Annotated in this window: 19 protein-coding genes; all 19 read left to right on the top strand. The window is 59.9% G+C overall.

All coding sequences use genetic code 11. The features are described from left to right. The first annotated feature begins 7 nt into the window (after positions 1–7). The 19 genes from ACTJJW_RS02675 to rpoZ all read left to right on the top strand — a co-directional run bounded on the left by ACTJJW_RS02675 (position 8) and on the right by rpoZ (position 17,966). A complete protein-coding gene (locus tag ACTJJW_RS02675) occupies positions 8–874 on the top strand; it encodes a shikimate dehydrogenase (protein ID WP_462642518.1) in 867 nt (288 codons plus the stop codon). A gap of 81 nt (positions 875–955) precedes the next feature. Next, positions 956–2,161, top strand: coding sequence for a chorismate synthase (aroC, locus tag ACTJJW_RS02680; protein WP_462642519.1), 1,206 nt, complete (start codon positions 956–958; stop codon positions 2,159–2,161). Then, positions 2,151–2,660: a shikimate kinase gene (locus ACTJJW_RS02685; protein ID WP_462642520.1), complete on the top strand. Its 510-nt coding sequence runs from the start codon at positions 2,151–2,153 to the stop codon at positions 2,658–2,660. The genes aroC and ACTJJW_RS02685 overlap by 11 nt, the downstream gene beginning before the upstream one ends. Continuing rightward, positions 2,657–3,733, top strand: a complete 1,077-nt coding sequence (aroB, locus tag ACTJJW_RS02690; protein ID WP_462642521.1) for a 3-dehydroquinate synthase — start codon at positions 2,657–2,659, stop codon at positions 3,731–3,733. The genes ACTJJW_RS02685 and aroB overlap by 4 nt, the downstream gene beginning before the upstream one ends. A gap of 28 nt (positions 3,734–3,761) precedes the next feature. Beyond that, positions 3,762–4,217: a type II 3-dehydroquinate dehydratase gene (locus ACTJJW_RS02695; RefSeq protein WP_462642523.1), complete on the top strand. Its 456-nt coding sequence runs from the start codon at positions 3,762–3,764 to the stop codon at positions 4,215–4,217. Between the two features lie 71 nt (positions 4,218–4,288). Next, the gene (gene efp / locus ACTJJW_RS02700; protein ID WP_462642524.1) at positions 4,289–4,852 is read left to right on the top strand and encodes an elongation factor P; all 564 of its coding nucleotides are present in this window, start codon (positions 4,289–4,291) and stop codon (positions 4,850–4,852) included. Further along, a complete protein-coding gene (nusB, locus tag ACTJJW_RS02705; protein WP_462642526.1) occupies positions 4,853–5,266 on the top strand; it encodes a transcription antitermination factor NusB in 414 nt (137 codons plus the stop codon). 92 nt (positions 5,267–5,358) lie between these two features. After that, positions 5,359–6,189 (top strand): ABC transporter ATP-binding protein, encoded by an 831-nt coding sequence (locus ACTJJW_RS02710; RefSeq protein ID WP_462642527.1) that lies wholly within the window; start codon positions 5,359–5,361, stop codon positions 6,187–6,189. Continuing rightward, entirely contained in the window at positions 6,189–7,226 is a 1,038-nt protein-coding gene (locus ACTJJW_RS02715) for an aliphatic sulfonate ABC transporter substrate-binding protein (protein WP_462642528.1), read from the top strand. Before ACTJJW_RS02710 ends, ACTJJW_RS02715 begins: the two co-directional genes overlap by 1 nt. Continuing rightward, the gene (locus tag ACTJJW_RS02720; RefSeq protein WP_462642529.1) at positions 7,213–8,055 is read left to right on the top strand and encodes an ABC transporter permease; all 843 of its coding nucleotides are present in this window, start codon (positions 7,213–7,215) and stop codon (positions 8,053–8,055) included. Before ACTJJW_RS02715 ends, ACTJJW_RS02720 begins: the two co-directional genes overlap by 14 nt. 101 nt (positions 8,056–8,156) lie before the next feature. Beyond that, positions 8,157–8,684, top strand: a complete 528-nt coding sequence (gene pyrR, locus ACTJJW_RS02725) for a bifunctional pyr operon transcriptional regulator/uracil phosphoribosyltransferase PyrR (protein WP_462642531.1) — start codon at positions 8,157–8,159, stop codon at positions 8,682–8,684. Then, positions 8,681–9,628 carry an aspartate carbamoyltransferase catalytic subunit gene (locus ACTJJW_RS02730; RefSeq protein WP_462642532.1) on the top strand — a complete coding sequence of 316 codons (948 nt, stop codon included), beginning with the start codon at positions 8,681–8,683 and terminating at the stop codon, positions 9,626–9,628. The genes pyrR and ACTJJW_RS02730 overlap by 4 nt, the downstream gene beginning before the upstream one ends. A 58-nt stretch (positions 9,629–9,686) precedes the next feature. Continuing rightward, positions 9,687–11,012: a dihydroorotase gene (locus ACTJJW_RS02735; RefSeq protein WP_462642534.1), complete on the top strand. Its 1,326-nt coding sequence runs from the start codon at positions 9,687–9,689 to the stop codon at positions 11,010–11,012. Next, the gene (locus tag ACTJJW_RS02740; RefSeq protein ID WP_462642535.1) at positions 11,005–11,499 is read left to right on the top strand and encodes a PH-like domain-containing protein; all 495 of its coding nucleotides are present in this window, start codon (positions 11,005–11,007) and stop codon (positions 11,497–11,499) included. The genes ACTJJW_RS02735 and ACTJJW_RS02740 overlap by 8 nt, the downstream gene beginning before the upstream one ends. Beyond that, on the top strand, positions 11,496–12,635 hold the full coding sequence (gene carA, locus ACTJJW_RS02745; RefSeq protein WP_462642537.1) for a glutamine-hydrolyzing carbamoyl-phosphate synthase small subunit: 1,140 nt from the start codon (positions 11,496–11,498) through the stop codon (positions 12,633–12,635). The genes ACTJJW_RS02740 and carA overlap by 4 nt, the downstream gene beginning before the upstream one ends. Then, a complete protein-coding gene (carB, locus tag ACTJJW_RS02750; RefSeq protein ID WP_462642538.1) occupies positions 12,635–15,949 on the top strand; it encodes a carbamoyl-phosphate synthase large subunit in 3,315 nt (1,104 codons plus the stop codon). The genes carA and carB overlap by 1 nt, the downstream gene beginning before the upstream one ends. Then, the gene (gene pyrF / locus ACTJJW_RS02755; RefSeq protein ID WP_462642539.1) at positions 15,942–16,784 is read left to right on the top strand and encodes an orotidine-5'-phosphate decarboxylase; all 843 of its coding nucleotides are present in this window, start codon (positions 15,942–15,944) and stop codon (positions 16,782–16,784) included. The genes carB and pyrF overlap by 8 nt, the downstream gene beginning before the upstream one ends. Next, entirely contained in the window at positions 16,784–17,713 is a 930-nt protein-coding gene (gmk, locus tag ACTJJW_RS02760; protein WP_462642540.1) for a guanylate kinase, read from the top strand. Before pyrF ends, gmk begins: the two co-directional genes overlap by 1 nt. Beyond that, positions 17,706–17,966: a DNA-directed RNA polymerase subunit omega gene (gene rpoZ / locus ACTJJW_RS02765; RefSeq protein WP_462642541.1), complete on the top strand. Its 261-nt coding sequence runs from the start codon at positions 17,706–17,708 to the stop codon at positions 17,964–17,966. The genes gmk and rpoZ overlap by 8 nt, the downstream gene beginning before the upstream one ends. Positions 17,967–17,976: the final 10 nt, after the last annotated feature.

The following is a 17,976-nucleotide window of genomic DNA, read 5'->3' on the forward strand; positions in this document are numbered from 1 at the left end:
TTCTCACATGCCTCCTGCGGCATCCGATCGTTCGAAGCTCGCTGTTCTTGGTTCTCCGATCGCGCACTCGTTGAGCCCGGTGATCCACCGGGCGGCGTATGCGACTCTCGGTTTTGACTGGGAATATGATGCCGTTGAGTTGTCGCGGGAGTCGCTGCCGGCCTTCATGAGTGCGCTCGATGGGCGCTGGCGAGGCCTGTCGTTGACGATGCCGCTCAAGCGTGATGTCGTGCCGTTGCTGGACTGGGCTGATCCGCTCGTCGAGCTCGTCGGTGGTGCGAACACTGTCGTGGTCACCGATGACGGCCTTCGTGGGTACAACACCGATGTCGAAGGCGCCATGCGCAGCTTTCTCGACGCGGGTCTCTCGAGCCTCGAGTCAGTGTGGATCCTCGGGGCCGGAGCCACAGCGGCATCACTGCTCGTGGCATCCATTCGTTTAGGTGCACAAAGCGTAGAGATTTTTGCGCGCACGCCAGCGAAGGCCGAACCGTTGAAGGAGCTGGGCGAATCACTCGGCGCGAGCGTTGTGGTTCGGCAGTGGCAAGAAGCGGCGCTGTCGGCCGAGATTCCTTCCGCAATCATCACCACGGTTCCCGGTGGGTCACTGGATGTGGAGTTCGACGAGAGCGTGCGTACCGCCGCCGCACTGTTCGATGTTGCCTACGACCCCTGGCCTAGCGAGGTTGCGAAGAGTTGGATGGCCGTCGGCGGCACAGTGATTTCAGGTCACGATCTGCTGATTAATCAGGCCATCGCTCAAGTGCGCATCTTTTCAGCGGGCACTCCAGACGTGCCCCTTGCTCGCGAAGCTGATGCGATTGACGCGATGCGCGCCGCAATTGAGTCTCCGACGAGCCACGACCACTCCTGACCATGCACGCCCGTGGTTCCGCTGCGGGGGAGCCTCACTCTGGGTAAAAACTGGCACCCGCTCGTGTGGGAGGATTGACGCATGCTTCGATGGTTAACGGCCGGTGAATCGCACGGCCCAGAATTGGTCGCAATTCTTGAGGGGATGCCGTCAGGCGTGCCCATCTCACCTGAACAAATTCAGGCAGATCTGGTGCGCCGCACCCTCGGCTACGGCCGTGGTGCCCGAATGAAGTTCGAGCAGGATGAGCTCACGCTGAGTGGCGGAATCCGTTTTGGCGCCACCATGGGCAGCCCCGTCGCGTTGCGTATCGGCAACACCGAGTGGCCTCGCTGGATTGATGTAATGAGCCCCGTGCCGGTTGACCCTGAAACTCTGCCCAAGGGTCGTGGTGCTGCCCTTACACGTCCGCGCCCTGGTCATGCCGATCTTACGGGCATGCAGAAGTACGACTTCGCGGAGTCCCGCAACGTTCTTGAACGCGCCAGTGCCCGCGAAACCGCGGCACGTGTCGCGCTCGGCGCTGTTGCTCGCGCTTTCCTCGACGGTCTCGGCATTCGCCTTGTTAGCCACACCCTGTCGATTGGCACAGTGCGTGCGCCAGACGGTAGCGCACTGCCAACACCCGGCGATGTGGCAACTCTTGACGCCGACCCCCTGCGGTGCTTCGATCCAGAGACCTCGAAGCGCATGGTTGCCGAAGTTGATCTCGCTCACGAAGATGGCGACACTCTCGGTGGAGTTGTTGAGGTTCTCGCTTACGGTTTGCCACCGGGGCTTGGCTCGTACACGCACTGGGATCGCCGACTCGATGCCCAACTTTCAGCCGCACTCATGGGCATCCAAGCCATCAAGGGTGTCGAGGTCGGTGATGGTTTTGAGACTGCTGCCCGCCGTGGTTCAGTCGCGCACGACGAACTCGTGCACTCGGCCGACGGCATTTCTCGCGAGAGTGATCGTGCAGGCGGTATCGAGGGCGGTATGACGACCGGCACGGTGCTGCGTGTTCGTGCCGCGATGAAGCCGATCTCAACTGTTCCCCGTGCTCTTCGCACTGTTGATATTGCGACAGGCGAAGCAGCAGTAGCGCATCACCAGCGTTCTGACGTGTGTGCGGTTCCGGCCGCCGGAGTGGTCGCAGAAGCGATGGTTGCTCTCACTCTTGCGAACTCAGTGCTTGAAAAGTTCGGCGGCGACTCGCTCGGCGAAACCAAGCGAAACCTTGAGTCGTACCTGGCAGCGATTCCTGACGCTCTTCAGACGACACGGGCTACCTATGCTCAATGATGGCGGAGCGATCGTTGTCATCATCGGGGCACCCGGTTCAGGAAAGACCAAAGCAGGCAAGAGACTTGCCAAAATATTGGATGTCCCGCTAATCGATACCGACAAGGTCGTCGTAGCGTCACACGGCCCCATCGCTGAGCTCTTTGCCGAGTTCGGCGAAGAGTACTTTCGGGAGCGAGAGCGGGAGGCTGTAGCCAACGCTCTTCTCGAACCTGCCGTCGTCACTTTGGGCGGGGGAGCAGTACTCAACCTCGACACTCGTGCAGATCTCACATCGCACCGCGTTGTGCAGTTGACGATGTCGAAGGCTGCTGCTCGACTGCGCATAGCGGGCAGCAAACGTCCGCTCGCCAAGAACGCTGACGAGTGGGAGAAGCTAGTCGAGACCCGTCGGCCTATCTATGACGAGCTATCGTCGCTCACGATCGATACTTCACTGAAGCCTATGGAAAAAGTCGCGCGCGAGATCGCCGACTGGTTGGGAACTCAACAGCAATGACTGAAACCACGATCATCCCGGTCGCAGGCACGAACCCGTACGACGTACTCATCGGGAGAGGTCTGTTGCCGCAACTCTCCGAACAACTTGGCCCCCGTGTAGCGAAGGTGTTGATCATCCACCCGGCAACGTTGGGTGCGCGTGCCAACGCGCTGCGCGATTCGCTTGCGGAGAAGTACGAAGTTCTCCTTGCCGAGGTTCCGGATGCCGAAGACGCTAAACGGGTTGAGGTTGCCGCTTTCTGCTGGCAGATCATGGGCCAGACCGACTTCACTCGCACGGATGCCGTAGTGGGTTTCGGTGGCGGGGCAACGACCGACCTGGCTGGTTTTGTCGCGGCAACGTGGTTGCGCGGGGTGAAGCTCATCCAATGCCCGACGAGTGTCGCGAGCATGGTTGATGCTGCGGTCGGGGGAAAGACCGGCATCAACACTGCTGAGGGCAAGAATCTGGTCGGCGCCTTTTACGCTCCCAGCGCTGTCGTTGCCGATCTTGATGTGTTGGAAGACCTTCCCCACAACGAGATTCTGGCTGGTTTCGCGGAGATCGTGAAGTGTGGTTTCATCGGCGAACCCGAGATTCTGGACATCATTGAAGCGAATGTCGAGAAGGTCATCGACCCACACTCTGAAGAGTTCCGCCGGGTCGTCGAGTTGTCGATTGGGCTCAAGGCTCGCGTCGTTGGCGAAGACTTCACCGAGACTGGTCTGCGCGAGATTCTGAACTACGGTCACACGCTTGGCCACGCCATCGAGCACGCTGAGCGCTACCGCTGGCGCCACGGGGCTGCGGTTTCCGTCGGCATGGTGTTTGCTGCAGAACTAGCCCACCTCGCTGGTTCGCTGAGTTCTGAGGTTGTCGACCGGCACCGCAGCATCCTGCAGTCGTTGAGTCTGCCCATCGATTACCCCCTCGGGCGCTGGAACACTTTGCTCGCGACCATGCAGCGCGACAAGAAGGCCCGCGCGGGCATGATCCGTTTTGTAGTGCTCGACTCGGTTGGCCGCACGTCGATGCTGAACGGGCCAGACGAAGCGATGCTGTACTCGGCGTACCAAGAAGTCGGGGTCTAGCGGGCGCTCGCCTCGCTAGAGTGGAGCGGTGACTACAGTATTTGTCCTCAACGGGCCCAATCTCGGTCGGCTTGGCAGTCGCGAGCCTGACGTTTATGGCGGTGGAACGCTCGTTGACCTTCGTGCCGCTCTCGAGTCCCACGCAGCTAGTCTCCCGAACGCGGCCGCGCTGTCGCTCGACTTTCGTCAGACTGACAGCGAAACAGAGCTGATTTCGTGGTTGCACGAGGCAATTGACACGGAGTCGCCGGTGATCATGAACCCTGCTGCCTTCACTCATTACTCCTACGCGTTGCGGGATGCCGCAGCCCAGGTCACTGGCGCAGGGCTTCCGCTCGTCGAGGTGCACATCACGAATCCGCATGCACGTGAGGAGTTTCGCCACACGAGCGTGATTTCTGGCGTCGCTACCGGAGTGATTGCGGGATTCGGTTTCGAGTCGTACATTCTCGGCCTCGATGCAGTTGCTCGGCGACTCAGTTAGACTCGAACGTCGCATTTGTCGCCTTCGCGACGCAACTGCGCTTTTGCTCGTTAACAGAAACGGATTTACGCATGGCCTCTACCGCTGACATCAGGAACGGCGTCGTTCTCAACATGGACGGTGGATTGTGGACCGTTATCGAGTTCCAACACGTCAAGCCGGGCAAGGGCGGCGCCTTTGTCCGTACCAAAGTGAAGAACGTGCGCACGGGCAAGACCGTTGACCGCACCTTCAACGCTGGCGCGAAGATTGAAACCGAGACCGTAGACCGTTCAGAGTTTCAGTACCTGTACAAGGATCTCGAGAACTTCGTGTTCATGAACACGAGCGACTACGACCAGATCACGTTGAGCGCTGCCGCTGTCGGCGACGCCGCAAACTTCATGCTCGAGAACCAGAACGTGGTAATCGCGCTGCACAACGGCGAGCCACTGTATGTGGAGTTGCCAGCATCCGTAGTTCTCGAAATCACGTACACGGAGCCGGGCCTTCAGGGCGACCGTTCAACGGGCGGCAGCAAGCCCGCCACGGTTGAAACTGGCTACCAGATTCAGGTTCCGCTGTTTCTCGAGCAGGGCACCCGAGTCAAGGTCGACACCCGCGATGGCGGCTACCTCGGTCGCGTGAACGACTAAATGGGGGCACGCAGCAAGGCGCGTAAGCGCGCGCTTGACCTTATGTACGGTGCCGATGTTCGTGGCGAGAGCATAAACGAAGCGTTGGCAGCGGAGTCTTCACGAGCAATGAACGACCCAGCACGGGCAACGTCATGGGCGTATGCCCAGCAGGTTGTTTTGGGTATCACCGCCCACGGTGATGAGATCGATGAACTCATCGAAACCTATTCGCAGGGGTGGCCGCTCAACCGGATGCCCGCCGTAGACCGAGCTCTTTTGCGCATTGGTCTGTGGGAAATCTTGTACAACGACGAGGTACCGACCGGTGTCGCTATCTCTGAAGCTGTCGAATCTGCCAAGGTGCACTCCACTGAAGATTCGGCCGGTTTCATCAATGGTTTGCTTGGTCGGATCGCCGCCAGCAACGAATAGTTAGCCCTTCTGTGACGTAGCGTTACGCACTCGCGTGACGCTACGTTACGGCGCAGATAGCCAGCGCGATTGCCTAGTCCTAGCGTTCAAGGATGAGTTCTCCATCCTCCCGCTACAGCACGACGGCCCCGGCCCCGGCGCTGTCGGTCTCGATTCGCTCTCTCGCGCGGACTTTTGGCGACCGTGGTGTCCTCAGCAACGTCTCCCTCGACATCGCCGCCGGCGACATCGTCGCACTCATCGGTCCATCGGGTTGTGGCAAGTCCACGCTCCTGCGACACATCGGTGGACTCGATGCTCCCACCAGCGGAACTGTCGATATTGGGGGTCGCCCGGTTGTCGGACTCGATGAGCGCTCCGCGATTGCCTTCCAAGAGCCTCGGCTGCTCCCGTGGCGTTCGATCACGCGAAACGTAGAGGTCGGTTTGCGTCGTGGCAAGCGCACACGTGATGACCGTGATCGTGTCGGACACCTTCTCGAGCTCGTCAAGCTCTCTGGGTCAGCGCACTTGCGCCCTCGTGAGATTTCTGGCGGAATGGCTCAAAGAGTTTCGCTTGCCCGCGCACTAGCCCGACGGCCAGGGGTGTTGTTGCTCGACGAACCTTTCGGGGCATTGGATGCGCTCACTCGGCTGGCGATGCAAGATCTCCTCCTCGAGCTCCATGCTGCGGAGCCGGCGACGATCGTCATTGTCACGCATGACGTTGACGAAGCGCTCTACCTCGCCGATCACGTCATCCTTTTGGGTTCGCCCGGCGGCGAGGCATCCTCCGAACCCGCGAGCATCCAGTCCACGGTCACTGTGCCCGGCGTCCGTCCGCGTGACAGGGGCAGCGGCGATCTAGCAGAACTCCGCGTCGAACTGCTTGACGGCCTCGGCGTTCCCACCCACCACCTATCGTCACCCTCAAGAAAGACATAATGACTACCAAATCTCTTATCGCGACCGCCGCAGGCGTTGTTGCGCTCGCCCTTGGCCTCTCCGGTTGCATCGCGGGCGAAGGTTCGTCGCTCGCGCCGGAAGCCTCGACTGAGTCGGCAGGCTGGAGCAGCGACCAACTCACGGTTGACTTCGCGACCTACAACCCGCTCAGCCTCATTATCAAGGAAGAAGGGTGGCTCGAAGCCACGCTTGGCGATGACGTCGATGTCACGTGGATTCAATCGTCCGGTTCGGCGGCCGCGAACGATGCGTTGCGGTCTGGCTCGATAGATGTCGGCTCCACGGCTGGTTCGGCTGCGCTCCTTGTCCGCGCCAACGGTTCGCCGATCAAGACGATCGACATCTACTCGCAGCCCAACTGGTCAGCGATTGTGGTGGCGGCAGATTCGCCCATCCAATCGGCTGCGGATCTTCGCGGCAAGAACATCGCGGCAAACGCGGGCACCGACCCGTATTTCTTCCTGCTGCAGACTCTCGCCGAGGCGGGAATCGGGCTCGAGGAAGTCACCATCACTCAACTGCAGCACGCTGACGGTAAGACGGCTCTTGAGGCCGGCACCGTCGATGCGTGGGCGGGACTCGATCCGCTCATGAGCGCGTCTGTTGTGAACGCCGGATCGCGAATCGTCTACGACAACCCCGACTTCAACAGCTACGGCTTCCTCAACGCGACCGAAAGTTTCTTGGAGAAGTCGCCCGACCTCGCGCAGCTGGTCGTCGACGCTTACGAGAAGGCTCGCCAGTGGGCAGCAGACAACCCAGATGACGCAGCAGCGATCTTCGCGGACGTTGCAGGCATCGACCTTCCGATCGCCAACTCGGTTCTCCTTGAGCGCACCAATCTGGCCATCGATCCCGCGCCCGGTGATGCGCAGCGGGCAGTTCTGAATGTTATTGGCCCGGTATTTGTCGAATCCGGCGCGGTCGCATCGCAGCAGCAAATCGATGACGCGTTTGATTCACTCTTCGAGACGTCATTCATTGACACAGCGGATCCGAGCCGTGTCAACGAATAAGAGCGTCTTAGAGCGTCCCGTCGCAGCCGCGGTAGCAACCACGCCGCTGGCTGCGACGGTCGCTCGTCCTCGTCGTCGGTTGCTCCGGACAATGCTGCTAGGCGCAGTGATCCCGATTGTGATTCTCGTTCTGTGGCAGTTCCTCGCGACGTCTAACCTCATCCCAAGCTATCGGCTGCCCTCACCCGTGAGCGTGTGGGCTGCTGGCGTCGATCTCTACGAACGGGGAGTGCTCTACCAGCACATCGCGATCTCGACTCAGCGCGTGTTGCTGGGGTTCGCGATTGGAGCGATTGTCGGACTAGCGTTGGCAGCCCTCGTGGGGCTCTCAGCGAGAGCATCCGACCTCTTTGCACCGACGTTGGCAGCAATACGCGCGGTGCCGTCGTTGGCGTGGGTGCCCCTGCTGGGGCTCTACATTGGGCTCAACGAAGATTCAAAAGTCGCTCTAGTTGCGATCGGCGCGTTCTTTCCCGTGTACACGACTGTCGCGTCGGCTCTGCGGCATGTGGATGCTCACCTGGTCGAACTGGGCAGAAGCTATGGCTACTCCGGCACGGCACTACTGGGTCTCGTGCAGCTGCCTGCCGTTGTGCCCGCGGTCATCTCTTCGCTGCGGCTTGCACTTGCGCAGGCGTGGCTGTTTCTCGTGGCAGGGGAGCTGCTTGGTGCCTCGCTTGGCCTGGGCTTCTTGCTCGTGGACTCTCAACAGAATGGCCGCATAGACCGGCTTTTCCTGACGATCATCTTGCTTGGACTGCTCGGTAAACTCACCGATACTGTGGTCGGGTTGCTCGAACGTTTCTTGCTCAAACGTTGGGGTTCATAGTCCCGTCGAAAGTGAGTATGAATTGAACGTCTGGGCACGCTATAGTCGGTGAAACAGATTTCCTTTAAATTCCGTCCAGAGAGGCGGGGAAGGAGGTCAGAATGTCTGTACGCACAGTGTTGCAGCATGCTGATATCACCCGAGCGTTGACTCGTATTTCCCACGAAATTCTTGAGTCCAATCGCGGTTCAGACGATCTCGTCATCCTGGGCATCCCTACGCGCGGAGTAACTCTCGCGAAACGGATTTCCGCGATCATCCAGTCAGTGGACTCCGCGGTCGTCCCGGCCGGTGCACTCGACGTCACGATGTATCGCGATGATCTCGCCCAGAACCCCACGCGGGCAACGGGGCCGACCGACATCCCGAGCGGTGGCATCGACGGCAAGACTGTCGTGCTCGTTGACGACGTGCTCTACTCGGGGCGCACCATCCGTGCTGCCCTGGACGCGCTGGGCGATTTAGGCCGTCCGCGAGCAGTGCGATTGGCCGTGCTCGTCGATCGCGGCCACCGCGAGTTTCCGATTCGTGCCGACTTCGTGGGCAAGAACCTTCCCAGTTCCATGGAAGAACGCATCAACGTGCGCCTCGAAGAGATCGATGGAACCGACGAGGTGACGATCGGATGAGACACCTACTCACAACACAGGGCCTGCCCCGCGACGAAGCAATCGCGATTCTCGACGTTGCCGAAGACATGGCCGAAGTCGGAGAGCGCGAAGTCAAAAAACTGCCGACGCTGCGCGGCAAGACCGTCATTAACCTGTTCTTTGAAGATTCCACGCGCACCCGAATCTCCTTCGAAGCCGCAGCAAAACGATTGAGCGCAGACGTCATCAACTTCGCAGCCAAGGGCTCGAGCGTGTCGAAAGGGGAGAATCTCAAAGACACGGCTCAGACGCTGGCCGCGATGGGTGCTGATGCTGTTGTTGTGCGGCACTGGGCATCCGGTGCTCCCAAGACTCTTGCCGATAGCGGCTGGATCGACGCTGGCATTGTGAATGCGGGTGACGGCACGCACGAACATCCAACTCAAGCACTGCTTGATGCCTTCACTATTCGTCGCAGGCTTCACGGTTCGGCTGCGCGCGGTCGGGACCTAGACGGTGTGAGCATCACCATTGTTGGCGACATCGTGCACTCGCGGGTCGCTCGTTCAAACGTGTGGCTTCTCACAACGCTGGGCGCTCGAGTAACGCTCGTTGCTCCAGCGACTTTGCTGCCGGTAAATCTCAGCGGCTGGCCTGTTGAGGTCTCGTATGACCTCGATCACGCCATCGCACAACGCCCTGACGTCATCATGATGCTGCGAGTGCAGGCTGAGCGGATGGCGGCCGCGTTCTTCCCCAACGCACGCGAATATTCGAAGCAGTGGGGACTCAATGACGAACGGATGCGGGCACTGCCAGCAAGTAGCATGGTTATGCACCCTGGCCCCATGAACCGAGGCCTAGAAATCTCGGCTGCAGCCGCAGATTCGCCACAGTCGACCGTGCTCGAACAGGTAGCGAATGGCGTCTCAGTGAGAATGTCGGTGCTGTATCACTTGCTGTCCGGAGCTGTGGAGCGGTGAGCGCAGAACTAGCCCCCGCCACCCCTGTACGCCCATCAACCCAGAGAAGAGGACTCTCGTGAGTATCAGAATCGTCAACGCAACCTTGCCTAGCGGCGAGCGCGCCGATTTCACGATTGATCGCGGCGTCTTCAGCGACGCCAGCTCTGCGGATCGCACAATCGATGCATCTGGGCTGCAAGCTCTTCCTGGTCTCGTCGATCTCCATACTCACCTGCGCGAACCGGGTTTTGAACAGAGCGAAACCGTGCTCTCTGGCAGTCGTGCCGCAGCGATGGGAGGCTTCACCGCCGTCTTTGCGATGGCGAACACGATGCCGGTGCAAGACACCGCCGGAGTGGTTGAACAAGTGCAGTCGCTGGGTGACACCCACGGTTACGCCACAGTGCGCCCCATCGGCGCGGTAACTGAGGGGCTTGGCGGAACGACACTCTCTGAGATCGGGGCCATGGCGAACTCGCGTGCCGGAGTCCGCGTCTTCTCCGATGATGGCAAGTGCGTGCACAATGCCCTGTTGATGCGCCGGGCGCTTGAATACGTGAAAACCTTTGATGGTGTTGTCGCTCAGCATGCTCAAGAGCCAACCCTGACGGTTGATGCGCAGATGAACGAGGGCGCAGTTTCGAGCGAACTTGGTCTGGCCGGGTGGCCTGCGGTAGCCGAAGAGTCCATCATCGCCCGCGATGTTCTTCTCGCCGAGCATGTCGGTGCACGGCTCCACATCTGCCACCTCTCGACCGCGGGATCGGTCGACGTGATTCGTTGGGCAAAAGCTCGCGGCATTGCCGTTACCGCTGAAGTCACGCCACATCACCTGCTGCTGACCGAAGAACTTGTGCGTGGCTATGACGCTCGCTTCAAGGTCAACCCACCGCTGCGACGTGATGAGGATGTGCACGCGTTGCGTGCGGCCCTTGCCGACGGAACCATCGATATCGTCGCCACCGACCACGCGCCGCATCCACCTGAGGCGAAAGAGTGCTCGTGGGCCGAGGCCGCCTTCGGCATGGTCGGGCTGGAATCTGCCCTGAACGTCGTGCAAGAAGCAGTTGTCGACACCGGGCAGTTGAGCTGGGCAGATGTCGCGCGCGTTCTTTCGCAGACGCCGGCGCAGATCGGGCGTCTCGACGGCTATGGCACCCCGTTCGCCATCGGCTCAGCAGCGAACCTTGTACTGGTTGATCCCAGCGCACGCTCAACGTTCAGTGCCGACTCACTGCGCGGCAAGAGCGCGAACTCGCCGTACTTGGGGCGCACGCTTCCCGGTCGAGTGATGACCACCATCCACAATGGCTACGAAACTGTTCGGGATGGCGACGTCGTTGAGGCTGACGAAGTTGCTCGGAACGCTCGGCTCGCGGCTGCGGAGGCGAACCATGTCTAAAGATGTTTCGACGCTGATTGTGATCGGTCTCCTCGTGGTGCTTCTCGGCCTGATGGTGGCCGGCTGGTACGCGCGCAAGCGTCGCCAAGCGCACATCGGCGCGCCGCAGCAACCGCCAGCAGACTTACCAAGCGGACACCCCAGCTTCAGCGGAAAGTACGTTTCGACAACTCTCGCTGGCGACCAGCTCAACCGGGTCGCGGTTCACAGCTTGGGATTCCGCGGCAATTGCACAATCGAAGTTCACCCGGTGGGCGTTGCGGTATTCCGCGACGGCGAACGGGATCTCTGGATTCCCCGCGACGACGTGCGAGGAATCGTGCGCGCAACGTGGACCATCGACCGTGTGGTCGAAAAAAACGGACTGCAGGTAATCGAGTGGACGCTCGATGGCACCGCAGTCGATAGCTATTTCCGAATGGACGACCCCGAGGCCTGTGAAAAGGTGCTCGCTGGTGTTGTTGGCAATGAAAGGCAGTCCCCATGACCTTTGACGCAGCAGTGCTCGTACTTGAAGATGGCACGCGCTATCTCGGGCAGGCTTACGGTGCCCGTGGGCAGCGACTCGGTGAAGTGGTGTTCGCGACCGGAATGACCGGCTACCAAGAGACGATTACCGACCCCAGTTATGCGGGTCAGATTGTCGTGATGACGGCACCTCACATCGGTAACACCGGGGTCAACGACGAAGACCCAGAGTCGTCACGAATCTGGGTCTCAGGCTTTGTCGTGCGAGACGCCAGCCGTGTTGTCTCAAACTTCCGCGCAAACGGATCCTTGGATGATCAGCTCACCGAGCAGGGCATCGTGGGCATCAGCGGTGTCGACACTCGCGCGATCACCCGCCGCCTGCGCGATTCGGGCGCAATGCGTGGCGGCATCTTCTCTGGTGCTGACGCCGAGCTGAGCCACGAAGAACAACTCACAGCGGTGAAGGATGCCGCGCAAATGACGGGACGCAGCCTCTCTTCAGAGGTTTCGACCGCTGACGCATATGTGGTTGACGCTGTCGGTGAGAGCATCGGCCGTCTTGCTGTGCTCGACCTCGGTGTGAAGACTTCTACTCTCAACTACTTGGCCGAGCGTGGCTTTGATGTGCATGTGCTGCCTCAGACCGTCTCCTTCGACGAACTGCTCACGATCGGTCCGGTCGCGGTCTTTTACTCGAATGGCCCTGGCGATCCCTCCGCATCCGATGCTCATGTTGCGCTCCTCACTGAGGTACTCAAGAAGGGATTGCCATTCTTCGGGATATGCTTCGGCAACCAGCTGCTGGGTCGGGCACTCGGCTACGGCACCTACAAGCTGCCGTTCGGTCACCGCGGCATCAACCAGCCCGTCATCGACGTAAACACGCTTCGCACCGAGATCACTTCGCACAACCACGGATTCGCGGTTGACGCCCCAGTTGGCGAAATCAGCCAGTCACCGGCGGGCTTCGGCCGCGTCGAAGTGAGCCATGTCAACCTCAACGACAACGTTGTTGAAGGTCTGCGCGCACTCGACATTCCCGCTTTCTCCGTGCAGTACCACCCTGAGGCGGCCTCCGGTCCGCACGACGCCAATTACCTTTTCGACAGGTTCCGCGACCTTGTTCTCGAGAACGCAAAGGACAGCAAGTAATGCCCAAGAGACAAGACATTTCATCGGTACTCGTTATCGGTTCTGGCCCGATCGTCATTGGTCAGGCAGCAGAGTTCGACTACTCGGGAACGCAAGCGTGCCGCGTGCTGCGTGAGGAGGGCATCCGTGTCATCCTCGTGAACTCGAACCCGGCGACGATCATGACCGACCCCGATTTTGCTGATGCGACTTACATTGAGCCCATCACGTGGGAGGTCATCGAGACGATCATTGCCAAGGAGCGTCCGGATGCCCTGCTTCCGACCCTCGGTGGCCAGACCGCTCTCAACGCGGCCATCGAGCTCGACGCTCACGGCATCCTCGAGAAGTACAACGTTGAGCTAATCGGCGCCAACCTCGAGGCCATCAACAAGGGCGAGGACCGTCAGATCTTCAAGCAGCTCGTGCTTGATTGCGGTGCGGATGTCGCCAAGTCACACATTGCTACCACCGTTGCTGAGGCGGTCGATTTTGCCGAGGATCTCGGGTATCCGCTCGTGATTCGCCCCTCGTTCACCATGGGCGGACTCGGGTCTGGTTTCGCGTACACACGCGAAGAACTTGTGCGCATGGTCACCGATGGGTTGCACCAGAGCCCAACCACTTCGGTGCTTCTTGAAGAGAGCATCCTGGGGTGGAAAGAGTACGAGCTTGAGCTGATGCGCGACACCGCAGACAACACTGTTGTCGTGTGTTCGATCGAGAATGTCGACCCTGTCGGTGTTCACACCGGTGACTCGATCACTGTTGCTCCGGCACTGACGCTCACCGACCGCGAGTACCAGAATCTGCGGAATATTGGCATCGACATCATTCGTGCTGTCGGTGTTGATACCGGCGGTTGCAACATTCAGTTCGCGATCGACCCTGCTGACGGCCGCGTCATTGTTATTGAGATGAACCCGCGGGTTTCCCGTTCGAGCGCCCTGGCCTCCAAGGCGACGGGCTTCCCGATTGCGAAGATCGCCGCAAAGCTAGCAATCGGGTACCGCCTTGACGAGATCCCGAACGACATCACCAAGGTCACCCCGGCGAGCTTCGAGCCAACCCTCGACTATGTCGTGGTGAAGGTTCCGCGCTTCGCGTTTGAGAAGTTCCCTGCCGCAGACACTCGCCTGACGACCACCATGAAGTCGGTGGGTGAGGCGATGGCAATCGGCCGCAACTATTCGACAGCGCTGCAGAAGGCGCTTCGTTCGCTGGAGAAGCGCGACTCAAGCTTCCATTGGAACGGTGCAGTCGGCGATAAGGCCGAACTGCTCGCGCTTTCGTCGATTGCCACGGATGGTCGCATCATTACTGTGCAGCAGGCGATGCGCGCTGGGGCGACAACCGAGGAGGTCTTCGAGGCCACCAAGATCGACCCCTGGTTTATCGACCAGATCGCGCTCATCAATGAAGTAGCAGTCGATATTACGGATGCTCCTGAGCTCAGCGCCGCGCTGCTGACCCATGCAAAGAATCACGGATTCAGCGATATCCAGATTGCGGACATTCGCGGCGTCTCTGAAGCCGAAGTTCGCGACCTGCGCTGGAACCTTGAGGTGCGTCCTGTGTTCAAGACTGTCGACACGTGCGCGGGGGAGTTCCCCGCTCTGACCCCATACCACTACTCGAGCTACGACTCTGAGACCGAGGTAGCTCCGAGCGATAAGCGCAAGGTCGTTATCCTCGGTTCGGGCCCGAACCGAATCGGTCAGGGCATCGAGTTCGACTATTCCTGCGTGCACGCGTCGTTCGCTCTCTCGGACGCGGGCTACGAGACGATCATGATCAACTGCAACCCAGAGACAGTGTCGACTGACTACGACACCAGCGATCGTCTCTACTTCGAACCGCTCACGCTAGAAGACGTGCTGGAGATCATCCACGCGGAGAGCAAGAGTGGCGAACTGATGGGCGTCATTGTCCAGCTCGGCGGCCAGACCGCTCTCGGGCTTGCTCAGGGGCTGAAGGATGCCGGCATCCCGATTCTCGGAACAACTCCCGAAGCAATCGACCTTGCTGAGGAACGCGGACTGTTCTCGGCCATTCTCGACAACGCTGGCCTTCTTGCACCCAAGAACGGAACCGCAACCAACCAGGCTGAAGCAATCGCTATTGCCGAGAACATCGGATATCCCGTGCTGGTGCGCCCGTCGCACGTTCTCGGTGGGCGCGGCATGGAGATCGTGTACGACACCACGGCACTCGCCGATTACTTCGAGCGAGTGCGCGACGTCGTGATCATCTCGGAAACGTCACCACTGTTGGTCGACCGGTTCTTGGATGACGCAATCGAGATCGACATCGACGCCCTCTATGACGGTACCGAGCTGTATGTCGGCGGAATCATGGAGCACATCGAGGAGGCCGGTATCCACTCCGGTGACTCAGCCTGCACCCTTCCTCCCGTGACATTGGGGCGCGATGTGCTCAAGCGTGTTCGCGAAGCGACACTGGCAATTGCCGAAGGTGTCGGCGTTCGCGGGCTACTGAACGTGCAGTTCGCGATTGGGCAGGGCATCCTCTATGTGCTCGAAGCTAACCCGCGCGCTAGCCGCACGGTACCCTTCGTTTCTAAGGCCCTTGGTATCCCGTTGGCGAAGGCTGCTGCCCTCGTCATGGTGGGTTCCAGCATCCGTTCCCTCGTAGAGGGCGGCCTGCTTCCCGTTCTTGACGGTTCGCAAGTGCCGTCAACGTCGCCAGTTTCAGTAAAGGAGGCCGTGCTTCCGTTCAAGCGCTTCCGCACCGTCGAAGGCAACGTCGTTGACTCGGTGCTTGGCCCGGAGATGCGCTCAACTGGTGAAGTTATGGGTATCGATTCCAACTTCCCGAAGGCTTTCGCGAAGAGTCAAGAAGCTGCTTACGGTGGATTGCCTGACAGCGGTACGGTGTTCGTTTCGGTCGCTGACCGTGATAAGCGCGCGGTGATTCTCCCGGTGTTGCGCCTCAGCCAGTTGGGATTCACCATCCTCGCTACCGAAGGTACTGCCGAAATTCTGGCCCGCAACGGCATTGAAGCTCACGTGGTGCGCAAGTACTTCATGGGCCAAGAGGTCGATGCTGAAGAGCCGTCGATTGTCGAGCTCATCAACGACGGCAAGGTGGACGTGGTCATCAACACGCCAAGTGGACGAAGCGCTCGCGCCGATGGCTATGAGATTCGCACGGCGACAGTTGCGGCAGACAAGCCCATCTTTACGACGATCGCCCAACTCGCCGCCGCTGTGGCATCGTTCGAGGCGATCCGAGACGGCTTCGATGTGCGGTCGCTCCAGGACTACGCCCTCGATCGTGCGGCGGAACTCGAGAAGGTTGCGAACAATGCCTAGTTTTGCGTCCCGCCTTGTCGCCACCTTTGAGGAATTCGGCGGTGTCTGTATGGGCATCGATCCGCATCCTTTCCTGCTTGAAAGTTGGGGCCTCTCCAACGACGTCCATGGTGTTCGCGAATTCGCACTGCGTGCAGTGGATGCCGCAGCAGGCAATGTAGGGATGATCAAGCCGCAGGTTGCCTTCTTCGAGCGCTTCGGCTCTGCCGGCTATGCGGTGCTCGAGGAGTCTTTCGCCTTGGCTCGCTCGGCTGGGTTGCTCGTTATCGCCGATGTGAAGCGCGGCGATCTTTCTTCATCTGTTGATGCGTACGGTCAGGCCTGGCTCACCCCGGGATCACCGTTGGAAGCGGATGCGATGACCGCGGTCGCCTATCAGGGTGTTTCCGAGCTTTCGGGTCCGTTTGAGTTGGCACGAGACTCTGGCAAGGGCATTTTCGTACTTGCTGCGACCTCGAATGCTTCGGCTCAGAGCATCCAATCTGCTCGTATTGTTGAGGGCGAGCACGAGGGTGCCACCGTGGCTGCCAGCGTTGTTCGCGATGTTCGTGCGCTGAATTCAGAAAGCGGTCTCGGATCGTTTGGCGTTGTTATTGGTGCAACGGTGAACGTAGCCGACTACGGCATGCGCCGTGAAGAATTGATTGATCTGCCTATTTTGGCTCCGGGTTTTGGCGCTCAGGGCGCTCAAGTTGAGCAGGCGCGTGAGCTGTACGGCGCTGCAGTCGCCAACACGATTGTCACAGTGTCCCGAAGCGTTCTCCAAGAGGGATCGAGCCAAGTTCCGTCGGAACTGCGCTCGTTGCGGTCACAACTTCGTGAGCAGGTGCGTTGATGGGCCCGCGTCCTGAGCCCCCAGAGGTTGACCGTGCTGCTGCATCGCGGGCTGCGATCGCTGCCCGTCGAGCTCGCGCTTCCGTCAAGCGCGAAGTAGCTGAACGTGCTCGAACCGCGTTGAGTGTTGCGCGCACGGCGTGGTCGATGCCCGAGAGCCCCGAAGCGCGATTGTTGGTGCGCGAGCTTCTGCTCAGCGTGCCATCACTCGGACCGACCCGCGTCGACACTGTGATGGAAGAACTCGCGATTGCCGAACGCAAACGTGTCGGAGGTCTCGGTCCAAAACAGCGTAAGCGACTCACCGCCTACCTCTCGGATCGCCAGGGCCCAGAGCCAACACGCCTCGTGGTGCTGGCTGGCCCGACTGCCGTCGGCAAGGGAACAGTCTCGAGCTACATCCGGGAAAATCATTCGGATGTCTTGCTCAGCGTTTCTGCAACAACTCGAAAGCCCCGGCCGGGGGAGATCGACGGAGTTCATTACTACTTCCTCAATGATGACCAGTTCAATGCGATGATTGCCAACGATGACCTGCTCGAATGGGCGGTCGTGCATAATTCCTACCGCTACGGCACACCACGCCCGCCGATCGATGCTGCGCTGGCCGAGGGCAAGCGCGTTCTGCTCGAGATTGACTTGCAAGGCGCGCGATCCGTTCGCACGGTGATGCCCGAAGCCCTGTTGGTCTTCTTGTTGCCACCGACCTGGGAAGAATTGGTGCGTCGATTAATCGGTCGTGGCACCGAAGATGCAGCCGAACAGGCCCGCAGATTAGAGACCGCGAAGGTCGAATTGGCGGCTCAAGAAGAGTTCGATGTGAAAGTCGTGAACACAGAAGTAAGCCAAGCGGCTCAAGAAGTCGTAGAATTGATGGATGCGCCCGCTGGCGCGACCACTTCCGACTCCAAGGAGCACCCCAATGGTTGACAAGAACTCGGGCATCATTGATCCCCCCATCGACGAATTGCTGACGAAGGTTGACTCCAAGTACCAGCTCGTAATCTTCGCGTCCAAGCGTGCTCGCCAGATCAACGACTACTACGCGGACCTCCACGAGGGAAGCCTGTTCGACAACGTCGGACCCCTCGTTGACTCGACGATCGAAGACAAGCCTCTCTCGGTTGCTCTTCATGAGATCAACGAAAACAAGCTCGAGCTCAAGCGACTCAGCGGCGAATAGAACTTACTGC

The sequence above is a fragment of the Rhodoglobus galactosidasius genome (assembly GCF_054957775.1).